Source organism: Helicobacteraceae bacterium (assembly GCA_031258155.1).
Taxonomy (GTDB): domain Bacteria; phylum Campylobacterota; class Campylobacteria; order Campylobacterales; family SZUA-545; genus JAIRNH01.
This window is the reverse complement of sequence record JAIRNH010000026.1, coordinates 1-21,664: the sequence shown is the minus strand read 5'-3', so window position 1 is coordinate 21,664 and position 21,664 is coordinate 1. Positions and strand designations below refer to the sequence as shown.

At 49.1% G+C, this 21,664-nt stretch carries 26 protein-coding genes; 19 read left to right on the top strand and 7 right to left on the bottom strand.

Features of this window, described 5'->3' with window-relative positions; translation table 11 throughout:
• The first annotated feature begins 159 nt into the window (after positions 1–159).
• From obgE to LBF86_03815, 19 genes are all read left to right on the top strand, one after another.
• The gene (gene obgE / locus LBF86_03905) at positions 160–1,218 is read left to right on the top strand and encodes a GTPase ObgE (protein MDR0664648.1); all 1,059 of its coding nucleotides are present in this window, start codon (positions 160–162) and stop codon (positions 1,216–1,218) included.
• On the top strand, positions 1,202–1,963 hold the full coding sequence (gene proB / locus LBF86_03900) for a glutamate 5-kinase (protein ID MDR0664647.1): 762 nt from the start codon (positions 1,202–1,204) through the stop codon (positions 1,961–1,963). The genes obgE and proB overlap by 17 nt, the downstream gene beginning before the upstream one ends.
• The gene (gene fmt / locus LBF86_03895) at positions 1,951–2,853 is read left to right on the top strand and encodes a methionyl-tRNA formyltransferase (GenBank protein MDR0664646.1); all 903 of its coding nucleotides are present in this window, start codon (positions 1,951–1,953) and stop codon (positions 2,851–2,853) included. Before proB ends, fmt begins: the two co-directional genes overlap by 13 nt.
• Complete coding sequence (locus LBF86_03890) at positions 2,834–3,469, top strand: biotin--[acetyl-CoA-carboxylase] ligase (protein MDR0664645.1); 636 nt, start codon at positions 2,834–2,836, stop codon at positions 3,467–3,469. The genes fmt and LBF86_03890 overlap by 20 nt, the downstream gene beginning before the upstream one ends.
• Positions 3,466–4,272: an AAA family ATPase gene (locus LBF86_03885; GenBank protein ID MDR0664644.1), complete on the top strand. Its 807-nt coding sequence runs from the start codon at positions 3,466–3,468 to the stop codon at positions 4,270–4,272. The genes LBF86_03890 and LBF86_03885 overlap by 4 nt, the downstream gene beginning before the upstream one ends.
• Positions 4,265–5,119, top strand: a complete 855-nt coding sequence (locus tag LBF86_03880) for a ParB/RepB/Spo0J family partition protein (GenBank protein ID MDR0664643.1) — start codon at positions 4,265–4,267, stop codon at positions 5,117–5,119. The genes LBF86_03885 and LBF86_03880 overlap by 8 nt, the downstream gene beginning before the upstream one ends.
• A gap of 72 nt (positions 5,120–5,191) precedes the next feature.
• Positions 5,192–5,614: a hypothetical protein gene (locus tag LBF86_03875; protein ID MDR0664642.1), complete on the top strand. Its 423-nt coding sequence runs from the start codon at positions 5,192–5,194 to the stop codon at positions 5,612–5,614.
• A gap of 10 nt (positions 5,615–5,624) precedes the next feature.
• Positions 5,625–6,125, top strand: a complete 501-nt coding sequence (locus LBF86_03870; protein ID MDR0664641.1) for a hypothetical protein — start codon at positions 5,625–5,627, stop codon at positions 6,123–6,125.
• Position 6,126: 1 nt separating this feature from the next.
• Complete coding sequence (locus tag LBF86_03865; protein MDR0664640.1) at positions 6,127–6,726, top strand: F0F1 ATP synthase subunit delta; 600 nt, start codon at positions 6,127–6,129, stop codon at positions 6,724–6,726.
• 26 nt (positions 6,727–6,752) lie between these two features.
• A complete protein-coding gene (gene atpA, locus LBF86_03860; protein MDR0664639.1) occupies positions 6,753–8,264 on the top strand; it encodes a F0F1 ATP synthase subunit alpha in 1,512 nt (503 codons plus the stop codon).
• 9 nt (positions 8,265–8,273) lie between these two features.
• Positions 8,274–9,158, top strand: coding sequence for a F0F1 ATP synthase subunit gamma (locus LBF86_03855; protein MDR0664638.1), 885 nt, complete (start codon positions 8,274–8,276; stop codon positions 9,156–9,158).
• A gap of 16 nt (positions 9,159–9,174) precedes the next feature.
• Positions 9,175–10,587, top strand: a complete 1,413-nt coding sequence (gene atpD, locus LBF86_03850; protein ID MDR0664637.1) for a F0F1 ATP synthase subunit beta — start codon at positions 9,175–9,177, stop codon at positions 10,585–10,587.
• A gap of 11 nt (positions 10,588–10,598) precedes the next feature.
• On the top strand, positions 10,599–10,991 hold the full coding sequence (locus LBF86_03845) for a F0F1 ATP synthase subunit epsilon (GenBank protein MDR0664636.1): 393 nt from the start codon (positions 10,599–10,601) through the stop codon (positions 10,989–10,991).
• 14 nt (positions 10,992–11,005) lie between these two features.
• Positions 11,006–11,548 (top strand): MotA/TolQ/ExbB proton channel family protein, encoded by a 543-nt coding sequence (locus LBF86_03840; GenBank protein ID MDR0664635.1) that lies wholly within the window; start codon positions 11,006–11,008, stop codon positions 11,546–11,548.
• Positions 11,549–11,550: 2 nt separating this feature from the next.
• Positions 11,551–11,940: a biopolymer transporter ExbD gene (locus tag LBF86_03835; protein ID MDR0664634.1), complete on the top strand. Its 390-nt coding sequence runs from the start codon at positions 11,551–11,553 to the stop codon at positions 11,938–11,940.
• A complete protein-coding gene (locus LBF86_03830) occupies positions 11,933–12,685 on the top strand; it encodes a TonB C-terminal domain-containing protein (GenBank protein ID MDR0664633.1) in 753 nt (250 codons plus the stop codon). The genes LBF86_03835 and LBF86_03830 overlap by 8 nt, the downstream gene beginning before the upstream one ends.
• Positions 12,685–13,950, top strand: coding sequence for a Tol-Pal system protein TolB (gene tolB, locus LBF86_03825; GenBank protein MDR0664632.1), 1,266 nt, complete (start codon positions 12,685–12,687; stop codon positions 13,948–13,950). The genes LBF86_03830 and tolB overlap by 1 nt, the downstream gene beginning before the upstream one ends.
• A 376-nt stretch (positions 13,951–14,326) precedes the next feature.
• On the top strand, positions 14,327–14,854 hold the full coding sequence (locus tag LBF86_03820) for an OmpA family protein (protein ID MDR0664631.1): 528 nt from the start codon (positions 14,327–14,329) through the stop codon (positions 14,852–14,854).
• Positions 14,855–14,860: 6 nt separating this feature from the next.
• A complete protein-coding gene (locus LBF86_03815; protein ID MDR0664630.1) occupies positions 14,861–15,736 on the top strand; it encodes a tetratricopeptide repeat protein in 876 nt (291 codons plus the stop codon).
• A 159-nt stretch (positions 15,737–15,895) separates the two neighbouring features.
• Here LBF86_03815 and nikR read toward each other — a convergent pair whose 3' ends face one another.
• The 7 genes from nikR to LBF86_03780 form a co-directional block, all read right to left on the bottom strand.
• Positions 15,896–16,309: a nickel-responsive transcriptional regulator NikR gene (nikR, locus tag LBF86_03810; protein ID MDR0664629.1), complete on the bottom strand. Its 414-nt coding sequence runs from the start codon at positions 16,307–16,309 to the stop codon at positions 15,896–15,898.
• A 3-nt stretch (positions 16,310–16,312) separates the two neighbouring features.
• The gene (hypF, locus tag LBF86_03805) at positions 16,313–18,502 is read right to left on the bottom strand and encodes a carbamoyltransferase HypF (GenBank protein MDR0664628.1); all 2,190 of its coding nucleotides are present in this window, start codon (positions 18,500–18,502) and stop codon (positions 16,313–16,315) included.
• Between the two features lie 244 nt (positions 18,503–18,746).
• The gene (locus LBF86_03800) at positions 18,747–19,112 is read right to left on the bottom strand and encodes a hypothetical protein (protein MDR0664627.1); all 366 of its coding nucleotides are present in this window, start codon (positions 19,110–19,112) and stop codon (positions 18,747–18,749) included.
• Positions 19,113–19,295: 183 nt separating this feature from the next.
• Positions 19,296–19,856 (bottom strand): hypothetical protein, encoded by a 561-nt coding sequence (locus tag LBF86_03795; GenBank protein MDR0664626.1) that lies wholly within the window; start codon positions 19,854–19,856, stop codon positions 19,296–19,298.
• Positions 19,853–20,443: an RHS repeat-associated core domain-containing protein gene (locus LBF86_03790; GenBank protein ID MDR0664625.1), complete on the bottom strand. Its 591-nt coding sequence runs from the start codon at positions 20,441–20,443 to the stop codon at positions 19,853–19,855. The genes LBF86_03795 and LBF86_03790 overlap by 4 nt, the downstream gene beginning before the upstream one ends.
• Positions 20,424–20,993: a hypothetical protein gene (locus LBF86_03785; GenBank protein MDR0664624.1), complete on the bottom strand. Its 570-nt coding sequence runs from the start codon at positions 20,991–20,993 to the stop codon at positions 20,424–20,426. Before LBF86_03785 ends, LBF86_03790 begins: the two co-directional genes overlap by 20 nt.
• Before the next feature lie 71 nt (positions 20,994–21,064).
• Positions 21,065–21,664, bottom strand: a 600-nt coding sequence (locus tag LBF86_03780; GenBank protein ID MDR0664623.1) for an RHS repeat-associated core domain-containing protein, incomplete at its 5' end; no start/stop codon positions are given.

Below are 21,664 nucleotides of genomic sequence, written 5' to 3'. Positions count from 1 at the left end.
TCAAAATTGAGCGAATAATATTACAGCGAAGCTAAAACGACAAACGCTTCTAAATTGCGCCTTGCGTTATTTAGCGTATAGTTTTGTAGAAGCGCCAAAGGCGCGCGCCAAGCCAACAGAGAATAAAATACGCGACTTTTTTAACGAATCGATAGGGCAATGTTTATTGATCGAGTAGATATTACGGTAGCTTCAGGTAAAGGCGGCGCCGGTTGCGTCAGTTTCAGGCGCGAAAAGTTTGTTCCGCAGGGCGGTCCCGACGGCGGCGACGGCGGCAAGGGCGGCGATCTGGTTTTTTTGGTCGATTCAAACGCCGACACGCTTTCGCGCTATCGCGGCAAGCGCGTTTATAGAGCGCAAAACGGCGAGGCGGGCGGTTCGCGCAATAAAACGGGCGCGAGCGGCGAAGACCTTGTATTGATCGTGTCGCCCGGCACGCAGGTTTTCGATAAGGAGAGCGGCGAAAGGCTTTTGGATTTGACTAACGACGGCGATCGCGCGGTATTTTTAACGGGCGGCAAAGGCGGGCGGGGCAACATTCATTTCAAGTCGTCGATCAATCAACGTCCGACCTACGCGCAGTCGGGCATAGAAGGCGAGTCGCGCGACATTCGTCTGGAGCTTAAGCTGATCGCCGACGCCGGATTGGTCGGCTTTCCAAACGCGGGCAAATCCACGTTGATTAGCGCGGTTAGCCACGCGAAACCGCTGATCGCCGACTACGCTTTCACCACGCTTACGCCGCATTTGGGCGTGGTGAAGACGGACGAATATAAGAGTTTCGTTTTAGCGGATATTCCGGGCATTATCGAGGGCGCAAGCGACGGCAAGGGGCTTGGGATCGAGTTTTTGCGCCATATCGAGCGGACGCGGATTTTGCTGCTGGCGCTGGATACGCAAAGCGATCTGTCTCTGTCGGCTCAACAAGATAAACTTTTAGCGGAGCTTCAAAAATACAGCGAGGAGCTTTTTAGGCGATCCAAAGCGATCGTATTTACAAAAATCGACGCCGATCCAATCGGAGCCAAAGATAAGATCGCCGAGTTTTTCAGAGCGCGGAAAATGGACGTTAAAACCGACGCGCAAGGTTTTAGCTTTTATGAAAACGAGGAGACTTTCGCGTTGCCTATAAGCGCGGTTAGCGGCTACAACCTAAAAGAGCTTGTTTTTAAGCTGGACAAACTTATCAATCGGGAGAAAAATGCGAATCGCGGTTAAAGTCGGAACCTCTACGCTGTTTGACGACGGCGTTTTATCGCGCGAGAGAATAGGCGCGCTCGTCAATTTTTTAAGCGAATTTTACGACGACAACGAGTTGATTTTGGTTTCAAGCGGCGCGATCGCCGCGGGTCATAGCGTGGTTCCATCGCTATCGAACAAGAAAACTCCGGAAAGGCAGGCTTTGGCGGCGGTTGGTCAGGTAGCTTTGATGAATATATACGCGGAGCTGTTTAAGCCGCGCGGCATAAACGTCGCGCAGATACTGATCGCCAAGGACGATTTCGACAATTTCAGCCGATCGGAAAACGCCAAGATCGCGCTTAATACGCTTTTGGCTCATAAAATTTTGCCCATTATCAACGAAAACGACACGGTGGCGATCGACGAGCTGTTGCGAGGCGATAATGATCAGCTTTCGGCTAGAGCGGCGTTTTTTTTCGGCGCGGACATACTAATCGTGCTAACGGACGTGGACGGCTATTACGACGGCAATCCGAGAACCGATCCAAACGCCAAGATGTTCGCGAAAGTCGGTTTTATTCCCGAGGAGGCGCTAGAGCAGGGCGCCACGCCCGCCGATAAGTTCGCCACGGGCGGGATCGTAACCAAGCTGAAAGCGGCGGATTTTTTACTAAAGCGCGGCAAGAGTATGTTTCTAGCCAGCGGCTTCGATCTGACGCACGCCGCAAACTTTCTGAAAACGGGCGCTTACGAGAAAGGAACGTTATTTTGCGCAGAGTAGTGTTTATGGGCGCGCCCAAATACGCGGCGCTTATATTAGAGGAGTTAGTCGATAGCGGCGTTAATGTCGCGCTTGTCGTTACGCAAGAGGATAAGCCTTCGGGTCGAAATCGGACGCTAACCGCGCCGAGCGTTAAAGAGACGGCGCTAAAACGTAATCTAGCGATCGCGCAGCCGCGCAGACTCGACGATATAGCGGGCGATCTTAGATCGCTCAAACCAAATCTGATAATTGTCGCGGCATACGGGCAGATGATTAGCGATCAAATTTTGTCGATCGCTCCGTGCTGGAACCTGCACGCTTCGCTGTTGCCAAAATATCGCGGCGCCTCGCCGATCCAAGCGGCGCTGTTAAACGGCGACTCGTTGACGGGGCTTACGCTAATGCAAATTCGCAAAGAGCTTGATAGCGGCGAAACGCTTGGTTTTTCGCTTATTAAAACCGCCGCGCATAATCTGGAGACGCTAACGATCGCGCTGGCTAAAACGGGCGCTAGATTGATACTAGGCGCTTTAAGGCAAGGCGACGCGCTTAATCCGATCGCGCAAAACGCGTGCGAGGCTAGTTTGGTAAAAAAGGTAAAAAAAGAGGACGGGCTAATCGACTTCAATCGATCGGCGCGGGAGATCGAGCGCGCTTTTAGGGCGTATTACGGTTGGCCAAATATATATGTTGAAAGCGGCTTGCAGCTACTGGATTTACAAGCGATCGACGCAAACGGCGAGGCGGGAAAAATCGTCGCGATCGATAGGGCGAGCGGCGCGGCTACGATCGCCTGCAAAGAGGGCGCGGTAACAATATCAACAATACGTCCAAGCGGCAAAAACGCGATGAACGCGTTGGATTACCTAAACGGAAGGAGGCTTAAAGTTGGAGATTTGCTATCTTGAAACGACAGCCTCGACGCAGCTTTTTTTAGAAAACGCGCTAAAAGACGGCAGACTAAACGCGCCGATATGCGTCTGGACGCTAAATCAGACCGACGGCATAGGTAGCAGAGGTAATAGCTGGCAGGGCTTAAAAGGCAATCTGGCGTTTTCTTTCGCCTTGAAGCTAAGCGCGCTTCCTAGCGATCTGCCGATTCAAAGCGCCTCGTTATACTTTGGGTATCTATTCAAAAAGACGCTCGCCTCTTACGGATCGCTAGTATGGCTCAAATGGCCTAACGATCTCTATCTGGACGATAAAAAGATCGGCGGCGCGATCACGAAACGTTTTGGAGAGGCGATCGTATGCGGCGTAGGACTGAACTTTATCGCCCCTAGCAAGGCTTTCGGGGCGATCGACGCGGTTTTTGACCCGCGAGAGGCTCTCAAAAAATTTCTGCAAGAAGCGCAATGCGCTCCAAAATGGGACGATGTTTTTAGCGGATACAAGCTAGAATATCCGCTCAGTCGCGCCTACCAAGTCCATTTGGATAAGGGAGTCTTTTCTCTTAAAGACGCGGCGTTAGAAGCCGACGGATCGGTTCGCGTCGGGGAAGAAAGGGTATTTAGCCAGCGATGAGCGAAGTAATAGCTATAGCCAACCAAAAGGGCGGAGTGGGCAAAACCACAACCGCCGTCAATCTAGCCGCGTCTCTCGCGGTAGCGGAAAAGAGGGTATTGCTGATCGACGCCGATCCGCAAGCCAACGCCACAAGCCACTACGGATTTCGTAGAAACGCCTACGAATATAATATTTACCACGTGTTGCGCGGCGCGAAAGAGTTGCGGGATATTATCCTCAAAACGCAGCTAAACAACCTCGATCTCGCTCCGTCAAATATCGGTTTGGTGGGGCTTGAAAAGGAGCTGTATTCCAAAGAATACGGGCAAAAAGAGTTGGCGCTCAAAGAGAAGATCAAACCGGCGCGCGCCGATTACGACTATCTGATTATCGACACGCCGCCGACGCTTGGGCTGATCACGATAAACGCTTTGTGCGCGGCGGACAGCGTGATCATTCCTATTCAGTGCGAATACTTTGCGATGGAAGGTTTGGCGCAACTGTTTAACACGGTGAAGATGATTAAAAAAACGATCAATCCCTCTTTGCGCGTCCGCGGGTTTCTGCCTACGATGTATAGCTCCAACAACAATCTGTCCAAGCAGGTATTCAGCGAGCTTAAAGAGCATTATCCTACGCAACTTTTCCCCGCTTTTAGCGAGGACGAGGAGGGCGAGAATTACATCTATATCCCGCGTAACGTCAAACTTGCCGAATCGCCTAGCTTTGGCAAGCCCGTGATTCTTTACGACGTAAAATCCGTCGGATCGTCGGCGTATCAGAATCTAGCCGGCGCGATCTTAGGGGCGAGAGTTGGCTAAGCGGGCTACTTTAGGGCGCGGAATTGGCGCGATCTTAGGCGAAGTCGAAGAGGCGTATGCGGCGGATATTCGCGGCAATACCGAAGCAATACTAATCTTAGATATAGACGAGATCGAGCCAAACCCGTTTCAACCAAGAAAACGTTTTGACGACGAGGCGTTAGCCGATCTGTCCGCCTCCATAAAACAGCACGGGCTTTTACAACCGATCGTCGTTTTTGAAAGAAACGGCAAGTTTGTTATGATCGCCGGAGAGCGGCGTTTAAGAGCCTCCAAATTAGCGGGGCTAACCGCCATACGCGCTATCGTCGCCGATATTAACTACTCCAAACTACGCGAGCTTGCCTTAATTGAAAATATTCAGCGTCAAGACCTTAACCCGCTGGAACTTGCCGAGTCGTTCAACGAGTTGATTGGCGAACATAGCTTGACGCATGAGACGTTAGCGGAGCTAATAGGCAAAAGCCGCGTTTATATAACCAATATGTTGCGTCTGTTACAGCTTGGCGATTACGCAAAAGAGGCGATCAGAAGCGAAAAAATTAGCTACGGACACGCGAGGGCGCTGGTGGGTTTAAGCGAGCGCGAGGAGCGCAAGCTGGTTGATAGCATAGTCAACCAAAAGCTCAGCGTCCGCGAAACGGAGAGATTGCTTCAATCGATCAAACGCGAAAATCAAAGCGCCGCGCCGAAATCAAAAAGCTCCGCGCCGCGTTTGGATCTTAGCGATCTGATCGCGAACCTTAAAGCGCGGGGGTTCGAGGCGCGGAGCAAAAAAAACAGCCTGATCGTTTCGTTCGACGCTCAAGAGGGGCGCGATCGTTTCGCGCGGCTTATTGAAAAGTAACCGGTTTATGACCGTTTTTTTGGTCGCTTAGTTTTGCTGTGTTAGCATTAGATATTCGGTAAGAGGTGATAAATGATTGAATTTAACGCGATTCTAATGGGAGGATTTTTCGCGCTCTTTATAACTTTGCTCGTTTTTTTGAACGCGACGCTCTTTCAGCCGTTGCTGTCTCATATTGAAGCTAGAAAGGCGCATCTGCAAAACGAGCAGGGCGGCGCGGAAGACGATACGGCGGAGGCTCTCGCATTGAAAACGCAAGCCGAAGAGACGCTTTTGACGGCGAAGAAAGAAGCGGGAAAGATCAAAGAGGAAGCGCTTATGAAAGCCAAACTTCAAGCCGAAGAACGGCTAAACGGCGAGCGCGAGAAAATCGTAAAAGAGCTTGCCGAGTTTGAAAAAACGTTGCAAACGGACGAAACCAACCTAAAAAGCGCGTTGCTTGGCGAGGCGCCGCTCTTTAAAGAACGAATCAAAACCAAGTTTATAGCGGCGTAAAGGGGGATCGGTGAAAGTTTTTGCACTGTTTATTTTTGCCGCCGCCGCCGCTTTTGCGAGCGAGGCGGAGCTGGACATTGTATGGCGGACGATTAACTTCGTCGTTTTCGCCGGCTTGGTTTACTATCTGTTCGCCGGTTTTATTAAAAAGTTTTTTGGCGATCGAACGCGATCGATCGTGTTGGCGTTTGAAAAAGCGCAAGATAAAGCCAAAGAGGCGCGATCAAGCCGCGAAAAAGCCGCGCTGGCTTTAGAGGAGGCGAAAGCCAACGCCGAGTCGATTATTAAATTCGCCAACGACGAGGCGATAGCTATCTCGGATCGCGTAGCCGTCAAAACGGACGAGGAGATAAAAATACTTCATAAACTTAAAGACGAAAGCAAAATCGTGGCGGAGAATAAAATGGTTCGCGCCGTCGTCGCCGCCACGATGGGCGAGATATTAAGCGCCGACGATATTTTAAACGATCAAGACGCGATAGTTGAAAACCTTAGAAAGCGAGCGCTTTAATATGAACGATAAACTAGCCGCGAAGCGATACGCCGCCGCGCTGGTCGCCGCCGCGAAAGAAAAGGAGCTTGCCGAGATTTTATCGTCCCTAGACGCCGTCGCTTCGCTATTTTCAAACAAAAAATTTACGGAGAAGATTAAATCTCCTCTTATGCCAAACGCCGAGAAAGTAAACGCGATCGTCTCGGCGTTTGGCGCCGCGCCAAGACGCGAATCAAATAGCGGCTCGCAAAAAACGAGCAAGCAAGAGGCGAGCGTTTCGCCGTCCTTAACTAAGCTGAGCAATCTAATCGCCCTGCTTGCCGAAAAAAATCGTTTATGCGCTTTGCCGCATATCGTTAAAGAGGTTAAGATCGCGCTTGCGGGCAAACGTTCGTCTTACGAGGGGATCGTGGACGCGCAAACTCCGATCGACAAGGCGAAGTTAGACGCTCTAGCTAAATCTCTAACCAAACGGCTTGGCGCGGAGATCAAACTAACGCAGTCTAACCGCCGATACGACGGAGTAAGGGCGGCGATCGACGATCTCGGCGTAGAGGTCGATTTTTCAAAAACGCGAATTAGCTCCCAGATTTTGGGGCATATTCTGCGCGGACTATAATCAACAATACTAAGAAAGGGGTAATTGTGGCGCTTAAAACGGAAGAGATTAGCGCGATCATTCGCGATCGAATCGAAAACTTTGAACTGAAACTCGATATTCAAGAGGTCGGCAAAGTCGTATCGATTGCCGACGGCATCGCAAGGGTTTACGGGCTAAAAAATATTATGGCGGAAGAGATCGTCGAGTTTGAGGGCGGCGAAAAAGGTCTCGCGCTAAACCTCGACGAGGACAGCGTGGGCGTCGTCGTGCTTGGCAAGGCGACGGCGATTGTAGAGGGAACGGCGGTTAAACGCACGGGCAAACTGCTATCGGCTCCCGTCGGCGACGGTATGATCGGTCGCGTGGTCAATGCGCTGGGAGAGCCAATCGACGGTAAAGGTCCGATCGAGGCGGCGAAAATACGTTTCGTAGAGGAGAAAGCGCCCGGTATTATGGCGAGGAAGTCTGTTCACGAGCCGTTGCAAACGGGTATTAAGGCGATCGACGCGCTTGTGCCGATCGGTCGCGGACAGCGCGAGCTAATTATCGGCGATCGCCAGACGGGTAAAACGACGGTCGCGGTGGATACGATTATCAGCCAGAAGGGGCAGGACGTCGTCTGTATCTATGTCGCTATTGGTCAAAAACAAAGCACGGTGGCTCAAGTCGTCCGTAGGCTGGAAGAACACGGCGCTATGGATTACGCGATTATCGTAAGCGCGGCGGCGAGCGAATCGGCGGCTATGCAGTATCTCGCGCCATACGCGGGCGTTACGATGGGCGAGTATTTCCGCGATAGTTCGCGCCACGCGCTGATTATCTACGACGATCTATCTAAACACGCCGTCGCCTATCGCGAGATGTCGCTACTATTGCGCCGCCCTCCCGGACGCGAAGCGTATCCCGGCGACGTGTTCTATCTGCATTCGCGTCTCTTGGAACGCTCCGCGAAGATGAGCGACGCGAAAGGGGCGGGGAGTTTAACGGCGCTTCCGATCGTGGAAACGCAGGCGGGCGACGTTTCGGCGTATATCCCAACGAACGTTATCTCTATCACGGACGGACAGATATTCCTAGAAACCGATCTGTTTAACTCCGGCGTTAGACCCGCCATTAACGTAGGTATTTCCGTTTCGCGCGTCGGCGGCGCGGCTCAAGTCAAGGCGATGAAGCAGGTCGCGGGATCGCTTAAAGGCGATTTGGCGCAGTTTAGAGAGCTACAAGCCTTTAGCCAATTTGCCAGCGATCTTGACGAGGTGAGCCGCAAACAGCTAGAGCGCGGGCAAAAGATGGTCGAGGCGCTTAAACAGCCGCCCTATTCGCCGCTCGCGGTAGAAAAGCAGGTCGCGGTTATCTTCGCCGCCTCTAGGGGCTATTTAGACAACGTTCCCGTTAGCGCGGTCGGTCGTTTTGAGTCGGAACTCTATCCGTTCTTAGAAGCGAAATATCCGCATATTCTAGAGAGCATTCGCTCCAAAAAGCAGCTTGATAAGGACGCCGAAGCGGAACTAAAAAAGGCTTTGGAGGATTTCCTAAGCGTATTTAACGCGAATTAGGGTTAAGATATGGCGGCATTAAAGGATATTAAACGGCGAATAAAGAGCGTTAATAACACGCAAAAAACCACTTCGGCTATGAAGCTGGTTTCAACCGTAAAACTTAAACGCTCGCAAGAGATCGCCATGCAGTCTCGCGCCTATTCCCAAAAGCTGAACGAAATGCTTTCCACTATCGCTAGACAGATTGAAACCTATCGCGTAGGAGGGATCGAAAGCAGATATTTCGCTTCCAACGAAAAGGCGGAGAAGATCGATCTGATCTTTGTTACGGCGGACAAGGGATTGTGCGGCGGCTTTAACTACCGCACGATCAAAACGGTGAGTCAGAAGCTGGAGGAATACCGCGAAAACAAGATTAAGGTTCGGCTTCGCGGCATAGGCAAAAAAGGAGTCGAGTATTTTAGGTTTAACCATGTGGAGTTATACGACGAGACGATCGGGCTAAGCTCCGCGCCTAATTTTGAGAGAGCCAAAGAGCATATAGCAAAATCGGCTAACGACTATATGAAAGGGCTTACCGATCGCGTGGCGCTAATATACAACGGCTTTAGGAATATGATTTCGCAGGAGATACGCGAAGTGCTTTTGCTGCCCGTAGATATAAATCGCGTGGAGCCGATCGAGGAGCGTTCGTTGCTTGAATTTGAGCCAAAGGGCGACGAATCTATTCTTAACTCTTTGGTGGATCGTTACGTGGAGTTCAACCTCTACTACGCGCTGATCGACTCTCTAGCGGCGGAACATAGCGCTAGAATGCAGGCTATGGAGAGCGCCACGAAAAACGCCAAAGAGTTGGCTAGAGCGCTTACGTTGCAATACAACAAAGCCCGCCAAGAGGCGATCACGACCGAGCTTAGCGAGATCGTCAGCGGCGCGGAAGCAATGAAATAATTTTGAAAGGAAGACAATGGCTGGAAAAATCGGCGAAGTTATTCAAATTACCGGTCCGGTGGTTGACGTCGCGTTTGACGACTACCTACCACAGATCAACGAAGCTATAGAGATTGAGATAGAGCATGGCGACGCGAAGCGTAAATTAGTTTGCGAAACCGCTATGCACTTGGGCGACAAGCGCGTTCGCGCGATCGCTATGGACGGCACGCACGGATTGACGCGCGGCGCGCAAGCGACGGCTACGGGCGGACCTATCTCCGTTCCGGTCGGCGAAGTTGTGCTTGGGCGTATTTTTGACGTTACGGGCAAAGCGATCGACGAGGGCGACGAGGTGAACGTTACCGCTAGATGGCCGATTCACCGCGATCCGCCTAGCTTTGAAGACCAAAGCACAAAAACGGAAACCTTTGAAACGGGCATAAAGGTTATCGATCTGCTGGCGCCGTATCCAAAGGGCGGCAAGGTCGGTCTTTTCGGCGGCGCGGGCGTGGGTAAAACCGTGATCATTATGGAGCTAATCCACAACGTCGCATATAAATATAGCGGCTACTCCGTGTTCGCCGGAGTGGGGGAGCGCACGCGCGAGGGCAACGACCTTTACCACGAGATGAAAGAGGGCGGCGTATTGAATAAAGTGGCGCTGTGCTACGGGCAGATGAACGAGCCGCCGGGCGCCAGAAACCGCGTAGCGCTTACCGGTTTAACGATGGCGGAGTATTTCCGCGACGAGATGGGGCTTGACGTGCTGATGTTTATCGACAACATTTTCCGCTACGCGCAAGCCGGTTCCGAAATGTCCGCTCTACTTGGGCGTATTCCTTCGGCGGTGGGCTATCAACCAACGTTAGCGCGCGAAATGGGATCGTTTCAGGAGCGGATCGCCTCGACAAAAAAAGGCTCTATTACCTCCGTTCAGGCGGTTTACGTCCCAGCCGACGACCCGACAGACCCCGCGCCCGCTTCGGTGTTTAGCCACCTTGACGCGACGACCGTGCTTGAACGACGTATCGCCGAAAAGGGGATATATCCCGCCGTCGATCCGCTTGGTTCCACAAGTCGCCTGCTCGATCCCCAAATTGTGGGCGAGGAACACTACGCGGTCGCCAGAAACGTTCAGAAAACTTTGCAAAAATACAAAGATTTGCAGGATATTATCGCGATCTTAGGCATGGACGAGCTATCCGAAGACGACAAGCTCGTCGTCTATCGCGCCCGCAAGGTTGAAAGACTGCTTTCTCAGCCGTTCTTTGTCGCCGAAACTTTTACGGGTAGCGCGGGAAAATACGTGCCGCTAAGCGATACGATCAAGGCGTTTAAAGAGGTGTTAGAAGGCAAATACGACGCGCTGCCCGAAGCGGCGTTTTATATGGTCGGCGGTATCGACGAGGTAACGGCTAAGGCGGAATCGCTTAAAGCTAAAGCGTAAAAGGAGACGCGATGGGCGTTTTACATCTTGAAGTAATCACGCCGTTAGGCAAGGTTTTCGCAGGAAACGTTAAAAGCGTAACTCTGCCCGGCGCCGACGGCGAGTTTGGCGTTCTGCCGCATCACGCCTCGCTTGTCTCGTTGCTTGCGGCGGGCGTGATCGACATACAGAAAGAGGACGATAGCGTAGAGAGCGTCGCAATCAACGCCGGCTACGCCGAGATCGCCGCGGATAACATGATTGTGTTGGTGGACGGCGCGGTGCCGATTATGGGCGAAAACGAAAGCGAAGTCGCCAAAGCGCTGGACGCGGCTAAACAACTTTTGCGCGAGGCGCATGATTCGCGCTTGCTTTTATCGGCGGTCGAGTCCAAAATTGAGACTTCGGCGCGCTCTCAACTATAATTAAGGAGTGAAAATTGCTCGCTTGGTTTGATTCCGCCGGAACGGTCGCCATAATCGTCGCCGCTTGGCTGTTTTTGTATTCGATAATAGTGGTTTGGGTTTTTCTGTATCGCTATTTTGTTCTAAGAGGCTGGCTTAAACGCGAGAACAGCTCGATGCAGGCTTTGCTTAGCGGCGCGGAAAGACCTAATTTCGACTCTTCGTTGTTTCCATGCTCGCGTCAGAGTTTCGGTCCGCAACTGATGAAAGCGGCATACGAATCGGCGACGAAAGACGCCACCTCGTTGCTTACGCCGCTTTCGGCGGTGGCTTCGACCGCGCCGTTTGTGGGGCTTTTTGGAACGATCGTAAGTATTTTGCAGGCTTTCGCGGGTTTCAAAGAGGGGGTAACGCTCTCGATTGTCGCGCCCGCTATTAGCGAAGCGCTGGTTATCACCGCGATGGGGATTATCGTAGCGATACCGGCGTATTGGACGCATTTGTTGCTTAAACGCAAGGCATACGAAGTAACGAACGCAATCAAAGTCCAAATAGACATTTTGGTCTCGCGCTCTTAATTATGGACTGGGAAGAAAAACCTGAGATAAACATTACGCCTCTTGTGGACGTAATGTTGGTGTTAGTGGCAATCTTGATGCTGACTATGCCCATGTTGCTTTTTGAGGAACGCATCGCGTTGCCAAAAGGCAGCAAGCAGACGCCGATCGGCGAAACCGCCTCGATCGTTATTCGTATCGACGCGAAAAAAGACGTGTGGGTGGGCAAGCAGAAGTTTGAATACGACTCCTTTCCCGACAGTTTTGTGCTATATGCCAATCAATTTCCCGATCGCAACCACAAAATACTGATCGCCGCTGACGGCGATCTGAACTACAAAGAGATTATCTATATTCTTAAAAGCGTAAAAGCGGCGAGATTTACGCAGATCGCGCTGATAACTGATGGATAGCAATAGCCATGCGGGCTGGTTTTGTTTAAGCGGAACAATCTCCGTCGCGTTCTGCTCGGTTTTTTTTGCGGCTTTGATGACTTTTATGCTCTACCGCGTTCCCGTTATCTCTTTTTCTCCCGCCGAACTTATGGAAGATTTTGAGATAGACGAGGAATGGTTGAAGTCCTTAACGTCGCAATCGATCGAGTTGATTGAGGAGATCGAAATGCCTTACGACGCGTCCGTCGCTCAGGAAAAAAGCGTAGCCGACGCTATTAAGGAGCTGTTTGGCGATTCTAACGCCACTGTCAAACCGGAGGATTTGTTGCCGCCAAATCCTACGGCTAACGCGGGCAGAGTAGCTTTGCCAAATTTTAGTCTTGACGATTTAGATAAAGACGGAACGCAGACAAAGACTAACAGACCGGAGCTTTCCGCCTTTAGCGCGATTAACTCCGCTAGATCCGCGCAACGAGAGGTCGCCGCGCAAAAGCCGCTTGAGGCGCAATACTACAAAGAGCTGTATAAACGGATATATAACGCGTGGCAGATAAGAAATAGCGATTTGGGTAAGATCGCGAGAATTGAGTTGCGCGTAGATCGAGGCGGCGATTTTACCTATCGTATAGTAGGCGCGCCGGACGATCCGTTCTTTAGAGATAGGTTGATAGCGGCTTTGGAGCAGGCTCGTCAATCTAAATTGGAGCCGCCGCCAAGGGCTCTGACGATAAACATCGACTTTCAGGTTAGGGAGGAGAAATAATGCGATTGCTAATAGCGTGTCTATTGTTAGTATCGACTCGGCTTTTTGCCGCCGACGCTACGCTGGAGATTATCAAGGAGGCTAGATCGTCGCTGAACGTAGCGGTGGAGTCTAAAAGCCGAACCAGATCGCAGATGGACGTTAAGATCGGCAAGATGATCGAAGCCGATCTAAAGACGGCTGGTTTTTACAACGTGTTGCCTTCGCCGGAAGGAGCCGGAGCAAACGTGGCTTTTGATAGTCCGATCTATCAAAACGCCGGTTTGCATCAGCTAATTCGTTACGAACTGTTTTACGAGGGAACGCAAGTAGGCATTCGCGTTCAGGTTTATGATATTAAATCCAAAAAACTGCTGTTTTCGCAACCTTATAAGGTTTCAAGAGAGGATCGCTACGTCTTTTTATCGCACCATTTCGTTATGGATTTAGCCAACAAGATGGGCGTAGGCGGCTTGGAGTGGATGAATCGTTTCGTGCTTTTGTCGCGCCAAACCTCGCCTAAGCAGACGGAGATTATGATCGCCGACTACTCTTTGACATACCGCCAAACGATCGTTCGCGGCGGCTTTAACGTGTTTCCTAAATGGGCGGATAGCAAACAAACCTCTTATTATTACACGCACTACGACAAAAAACCCACGCTTTACAAGGTCGATCTGAAAACGGGCGCGAAAACCAAGATTATCGACAGCGAGGGCATGCTTGTTTGCTCCGATGTGAGCAAAGACGGCAAAAAGCTGTTGCTAACGATGGCGCGAGACGATCAGCCGGACGTGTTTGAGTTTGACGTAAGCGCCAAAAAACTACGAAGGCTAACCAATTTCAGGGGTATCGACGTCAACGGGCACTATATCGACGACGAGGGCGCGTTTGTGTTTGTAACCGATCGGTTGGGCTATCCCGAAATTTTCTACGCGTCGATGAAAAATCCCGAAGCGGCGATGCAGTATGTATTCAAAGGGCGCAATAACAACTACGTTACCACGTGGAAGCACTACGCGGTTTTTGTTAGCCGCGATACGGATAGCGAGTTTGCGCAAAACACCTTCAATCTCTATCTTGTATCGACGAAAAGCAACTACATTAGGCAGCTAACTACTACGGGTAAGAATAATTTTCCGCGATTTTCAAATTCCGGCGATACGATCTTGCACACCAAAGAGATCAGACGCGGCAAGGAAAGCGCGTTGGCTATTATTCGTTTGCCCTACAACAAGAGCTTTCTTTTTCCTTTAGAAGGCTCGATTCAGGCGATCGACTGGTAACCGCTCGTTTTTAAGGGGGAACGGAAGCTCCCCCCCCCTCGCGGAGGCGCTAAAAGCTCGGTTTGCCCGGCTCTGTCGCGTTCTCTCGCGCGGGTATAAGCGCGAAAGAGGGCGCGTGGGGCGGGGCGATCACGCGTTTATAACTCGACCAATTGAAGGCGGGCGATCTGCGGTAGTTACGCGCGCGGCAATATATAAGGTTCGGTTGCGTCGCCGTTTGGACGGCGAGTTTCGCTAAATGCCCGTAATCTCTAATTTAGGTCGGTAAAAAGCGGCTATATTGAACAATTAATCGCAATTCGCGCGGTTTTTTAACCTATTTTTAACTATCGCTAGGATATGATAGTAGCGTTTAAATCAAAAAAGGAGTAAGGAGATGAAGAAGCTCATCTTCACGAGCATTTTGGCGGCGACTTTGGTTGCTTTTACCGGCTGCGGCGACAAGCAGAACGTTGAACCTGCGGACGAGCAAACGGAAGAGGTCGTAACGGACGAAACCGTTGACGAAACCATTGAGGTTACGACGGAAGAAGGCGTAGAGGAAACCGAAGAGACGGTTTCGTATAGCGGAGAAAAACTGCCGGTTGTGTATTTCGACTTCGACAAATACGAAATTCGCGCCGATCAAGACGGCGCAATCGGCGACATCGGAAGCGCAATCTCGTCCAACGGCGACGTTACCTTCAGGATCGAAGGCAACTGCGACGAATGGGGCACCGAAGAGTATAACTACGCTTTGGGTCTTCGCAGAGCGAAAAGCGTTCAAGACGCGCTTGTCAAAGCTGGCGTAAACGTCGATCAGATAACGTTGATTAGCTACGGCGAATCCAATCCGGTTTGCACGCAAAGCAACTCTAGTTGTTGGCGGCAAAATCGTCGCGTTGAAGTAACCACTCTTCAATAACGGCGAATGCGTCGAACAATTGCATTTATTTTGACGGCGAGCGTCGCGCTCGCCGCCGAACCTTCGGCTTTTCGCGCGGGGAACGCCAATAGCGCTACGCCGTACGGATTGACCGAAAACGAAAAGACTATTCGCGCGAATAGGCAGACTATTGAGCGTCTGGAAAAGCGCGTTCTTACGCTTGAGCAACAGGTCGATAAGCTATCCGAACTCGTAGAGGGAATGAGCGCGATAAACAAAGCCAACGCCGAGGCGTTTGCTACGCTTAGGCGCGATTCAAAAACATACGAAGAACAGGTAAAGTTTGCCGTCGATAGCGAGGCGAAAAACAAAAAGCAGTTAGACGCGCTTAGCTCGCGCCAAGACTCGCTGGAGAAACAGGTTAATAAATCGCTTAGCGATCAGGCGAAAAATCAGGAAAAGCTGGCTAAAGCGCTTGAAAACACCGTTACTAAATCGCAACTCGAAAAGACCGTCAGGGCTTTGGGAGGCGTAAGCGAATTTGAAGGGCAACAACCCGAAGCGGTTTTAAGCGAGGCTAGAAAACAGATCGACGCGAGAGAATACGACGCGGCTTATAACCGCCTAAGCTATCTGCTCGGCAAGCAGTATAAGAGCGCCGAAACCTCGTTTTATCTTGGGACGGTCTATTACTTTCAAGAGAATAACGAAAAGGCGTTAGAGGCGTTCAAAGCCAGCGCTGGAGCCGACAACAAAGCGAAGTATATGCCCGTGCTGTTATACTATTCCGGCATTTGCCACGAACGGTTAAAAAATAACGCCGACGCGCGCAAGTTCTACGAAACGTTAATCAAGCTCTATCCCGATCACAATACGATAGAGGGCGCGAAAAAGCGATTGGACAAATTGCCAAAAGCCTAGAATTCCTTCGCCGATTATACGTTGCTTGTTTCGCGAGGAAGATGGGGGCGTTAATAGCGTTTGCCCCGTCAATTAGCCGACTTTTAGCTCGCTTTTAACCGCCGAAAACGCCTACCGACAGCTTTTTGACGCGGTTATAGTCGCTTAATGCGCCGATCGCTAGTGTTCTAAACGGCTGACGCGGGTTAATTTGGCAAGCCTCACGCCGCGCAAACCGCCTATTTGCGTCGCGACCGCTTCAACTTCGCTTGGTTTGCCTTTGAGAATAATCGATTCCATGCAGTTGCAATGATCGAGATGAACGTGAGTAGAGCATAGCACGTTCGTCGTCGAGTGGTGCGCGAGATCGATCATCTTCGCGCTTAGCTCTCGCTGGTGGTGATCGTAGATAAGCGTTAGGTTGCCAAAAACCTCCGCCGTTTCGTCTTCCCATCGCTCGGCGGCGATCTGCTCGCGGATAAGATCGCGCACAAACTCGCTTCTCGAATCGTAGCCTTTAGCGATAATTTTTTGATCGAGCGCGTCTAATAACGCCTTTGGAAGCGATACGCTAAACCTGATTGTCTCGTCCATGTGTTACTCCTTATCATACGCCAATTGCCCAAGCGCGATCACGCCGTCGTTTGGCGGAAATTTTTCAGATAAATAGACCATTTTTCCGCTTGCGCGTAGTTTATTCAACAGCATATTAGCAAGCGTTTTATTTTGGAATACCCCGCCGCATAAAACGATTGGCAGATCGTAAGGCGCCGCGATTTGCGCCGCGATCGCGCAAAGCGTATTGAAAAAACGGCTGGCGATCTCGCGCGCGTTAGCGCTTTTTGTTATCTCGCGTATCATATACGAACAATCTATAACGCCATTTTTTTCCTCGAACGGATAGCCCCGTTTTTCTTTCGCGTCGAAAAGCGATTCCAGCATTAGTCCGCTTTGTCCGTCAAAACCGTATCGCGTTTGAACGCCCGCGAGATACGCAACGCCGTCAAAAAGTCGTCCGATCGAGCTTGTAAGCGGCGAATTAAGCCGTTTTGAAAGCATTGTTTTATAGTTGCAAGAGAGAATCGGGCTATCGATTTTCGCCTCGTATAAAAGCGACGCGGCAATGCGACTTGGTTCTTTGATCGCCGCTTCGCCGCCGATTAACCCAAACGGCTTTATATGCGCCGTTCGCTTGAAACCGCCATAATCGGCTATCAAAAATTCGCCGCCCCAGATCGTATTGTCCGTTCCGTATCCCGAACCGTCCCACGCGATAGCCAGAACGCTAGACGTCAATCGATACTCCGCCATAACCGCGAGCGCGTGCGCGTGGTGGTGTTGAACTCGCGCGATCGGCAGATTTAGCGTTTTGGCGAATTCGGTCGTAAAATAGCGCGGATGTAAATCGCAAATCACGCGTTGCGGCTCAAAACGATATAGCCGTTTTAGCGTCGTTATCGCCCGCTCAAAGTAATCCGTCGCTTCGACCGAAAAGAGATCGCCTATATGCGGGCTTACGATCGCGCTTCTATTAAAACCGATCGCAATCGTATTTTTTTGTTGCGCGCCCAACGCGAGCGCGGGACGATCAAGTTTGCGCGGCAGAACGCACGCTTCGGGCGCAAAGCCTCTAGCGCGCCGAATCATAATCGTTTGATCGGCGATTGTTTGCGTTACGCTGTCGTCGCACGCGTTGATAATCGCGCGATTATGCGTGAGCGCGAGATCAAAAACGCCGCCTAGCGCGGCGAAAAGCCTCTTTTCGTCGATAATGATAGGCGCGTCAGAAATGTTGGCGCTCGTGGCGATTAGCGCGCGTTCTAGCCGCTTCAAAAGCAGATACTGAATGGGCGAGCTTGGCAGCGCCGCGCCGACGCGATCTATTTGCGGCGCGACGAGCGCGCTAAGATTATACGCTTCGCTTTTGTTTAGCAGGACGATCGGGCGGCGATTTGACATTAACAGCTTTCGATCCGCGTCGGTTACAATCGCTTGTTTTTCGATCTCGTCGATCGACGCGAACATAACGGCGAACGGTTTAAGCGGGCGGTTTTTGCGCGCCCTGATAGCTTTCAACGCCTCGTCGTTTTTTGCGTCTAAGCAGAGTTGATAGCCGCCTAACGCTTTTATCGCGACGATAGCTCCGTTTTCGATCGCTTCGGCGGCTTTCTCGATCGCCTCGTTTCTTTGCGCGATCGTATCGCCCGCCGCGTTTAACAGCGTCAAAACCGAGCCGCAATCGTTACACGCGATCGGCTGCGCGTGAAAGCGGCGATCATTCGGATTTTTATACTCCTTTTGGCACTTTTCGCACATTGTAAAGCGGTTCATAGAGGTAGCGGCGCGATCGTAGGGCAGATTTTCCACGATCGTGTATCTTGCGCCGCAATGAGAACAGGAGATAAACGGGTGCAGATAGCGTCGATCGCTTGGATCAAAAAGCTCTCGCTCGCACTCCGCGCAGATGGCGGTATCGGGCGGAATATACGCCGCGATCGTTTCTGCGCTTTGGCTTTGCTCAATCGCGAACGCCGAATCGTTTTGAAGCGCGATCGATTGACCCGCGACGCGAAAAATAACCGCCATAGACGGTTTTTCCGCCGTTAGCCGTTTTTCAAACGTGGCGAGCGCCTCGCTTTTACCTTGCGCTTCTATTATTACGCCAAAGCCGTCGTTATAGACCTTGCCGCATAGTTTTAGCTCGTTTGCCAGCCGATAAACAAAAGGGCGAAAACCGACCCCTTGAACCGTGCCGACAACCTCGTAGCGTTTGCGCTCCGTTTTCATTTGACCCCGTTTTTAACCCTGATTGTGCCAAAAAGAGCCAAAATCCGCAAAGATCGCTCTTGCGCGACGCATGAAACTTGTTTATAGAAAGACGGCGGAATTGAAGTTTGAAGCGTTTTGGTCTTTAAGACGAACGCCTTGAAAGAATTTATCAAATTGAGGCTTGAAAATATCGCGATATGAAAACAACCAAAAAGACTCGCATTCATATTTAATAAACCTTTTCATGTTATTATTGTCTTCTTTATCCTCGCATTCGTATATTTCCGCTTCCCAGTCGTTTATCGTTTCTGTAAAATATTTTGGACGAGTTTTGCAAAAAAACAGGGAATACTATCTCCAAACTACAATTACTGTCCGATAGGTCAACATGTCCTATTGACGGAAAATCTCTTGAATTATTCACCTCTTCAAATAGTCCTATGAAATAATTTTGATCTTTAGAGCGCTTACGCCAAGTAAATTTTGGCGTTTCTATAACAAATTTTTCGGTTTCTATATGAGTTTCGTTAAATAAATTTAGATAATAAACTGTGGCATATTCTACTCCATAATGTCCTTCATAAGGAGTATCGATTAAAAAAAATGCGATCAACTCAATCAAAAGCATTTATTCTTATCGTACGTTGCGTATGAATATCTGGAAATACCATTGCCTTATGCCTCCCGATTGTATCTATTTATTGTCTCGGACTTCTCCTTGTAATCCATTTGAATAGGCGTTCTATCGGTAGCGTAGGTAAATCTAGCGAAGTTACCTTTCTTATCGTAAAGTTTAGCTAATGAAACAATTTTAGACATCGGGCTTCTTTTTAACGGAATTAAGTAGTAAATCTAAATATTTTTCGTTTTCTTCGGTAGGATCGTATGAAGTAACAATTAAATAAAAACGTCTATCGTCTGAAAGAAAAAGCATAACGTATTTTCCTTCTAATCCCTTATAAAGATACTTTGTTCCTTCAACTTCCTTATAACTAACAAAAGTTATTGCTAACGCTTTCCAGCGTAATATTGTAGATACCATTTCAGAATCTGGATCGTTCGGCTGCCCAACGCGCCTTGAAATTGCAATGTCGATAGATTCGTTTTCTGCTGTAGATATTGCATAACTAAAATCATTTTTTGCAGATACGGCATAGCCAAAATTATCGTTACCTGAAATAACCCACTTGGGAAATGGCAGTTCAACATAATAATATTTAAGGTCGATGAGATTGCCATTTTTCAGATAAAAACACAATTGAATAAAGAAAAAACCAAAATAATGTATTATAACTGATATAGAGCAACTTATTATAAATAATATAATATAAGCTTTTTTCCCATCTCTTAACGTTTGCGCTAATGTCTTCATTTTTGTTCTTTTTGCCGTTCTCGATCTCGTAAATACTGATATGCGCTATCGGTAGCGGTCAGACCGAGTGAAGCTGCGCCAGATACTGGAATGCCCAAAGTTGGTAGTGTTCCCGTTAAAGCGCGTCCTAAATCTGCGGCTTCATCGCACGCATTTTTTAGATCGTCTTTGTGTCCTTTATCTATCCCTTGCAATTCCCCCCAACTTTTACCACGAATTGGCGTTGGTTCCTTTATGTTGTCCATTGTATTTGCGATAAACTTATAAATATTATAAGCAATAGGAGCAGCTATAGCCACTATAACTATAACCTGCCAAAACTCCCCAGTCGGATCAACATAGTTTATTGGATCACTCCCTACATAAACATAGAGATTACCCTGTCCTCCCATAAAGTCAATCGGGTCTTTAGCCGTCCATCGTCCTATAAAGGGATCGTAGTCTCTATAGCCAAACCTTATTAAGTTTGTATCCCTATCGTATAGTCCTCCTCCAAAGCCTAGCGGAATATCAACTTCCTCTAAAGAGAGATTGGGAGTAGTTGCGTTTGAGAATTGAGCGGTTAGATTAGAGGGGCTTTTGGACATAGCTTGCCTGCTTGTTTGAAATCTTACTATTGTTATTTGACGTTAGGTTATGATCTGTTGTCGTATCTTTGTATTCAGCAACTGTAATAGAGTCAAATAACATTTTATACAAGAGAGTATCATTTTGATAGTTTGCGGTTCTTAAAAAGAAAAAATTATCGCTTGATAGAAAATATAACGTTACGCCAATATCGGCTTGATAGCATAGATATTCTGTTCCGCTTATATTTTTATATGTTTTCTGCTCTTTTTGTATTTGATCGCATGTAGTTAATAGATGGTCAATATCTACATTTCTATAATCTATTGCTATCTCGGCAAAATTGTTTTTATCGGAGCTTATGACAAATAAAAGCTCGTTTTTGCCAACATAAACCCATTGCGGGAACGGCAGATTTACTTTATAACGTTCAAGCGTAATTGTTTGTCCGTTAACAAAATAGTAATATATTTTGAGCGGAAGCACATGATAAATATTATTAGCGATCCATAATATCGAAAGGAACAAAAATAATATCAACGGCGTTTTATATGTGCTTAACCGCTTCATTGCTTTGGTTTTCTCCATTTTATTAAGTCAATTTGGTATACATAACCGACAAGCTCGCATATTATCTACAGTTATTGTTTACCATTGCCTTGACTTTGATTGTTTCTCATTAGATCGTTACCAAATTCATATCCAATATCAAATAGCTTGTTATGCTCATTTTTTGGAAGCGGTATTAACCGCACTGGATTGCCAATTGGTGATATAGGCGCATTTTCCCGACAGAACCCCGCAGTGTCATCCAATGCGCCGCGTAATTGATCGCGATGTTCTGGCGAGCCAATGCCCTGTGGATTATCGATCTTTATTTTTGCTTGTATTAAATATTCATATGTATCAAGGATAACGTCTACCAGATAGTATGCGATAATACCTCCAATTATAACCTGCCAAAACTCCCCAGTCGGATCAACATAGTTTATCGGATCATTCCCTACATAAACATAGAGATTACCTTGTCCTCCCATAAAGTCAATCGGGTCTTTAGCCGTCCATCGTCCTATAAAGGGATCGTAGTCTCTGTATCCAAACCTTATTAAGTTTGTATCCCTATCGTATAGTCCTCCTCCAAAGCCTATAGGAATATCCAGATTGTCTAGGGCGGTAACCGAAGGAGTTGGATTACTTTGAGATAGGATATTTCCAAAGGAGTCGTAATCTATCCGTTTGAT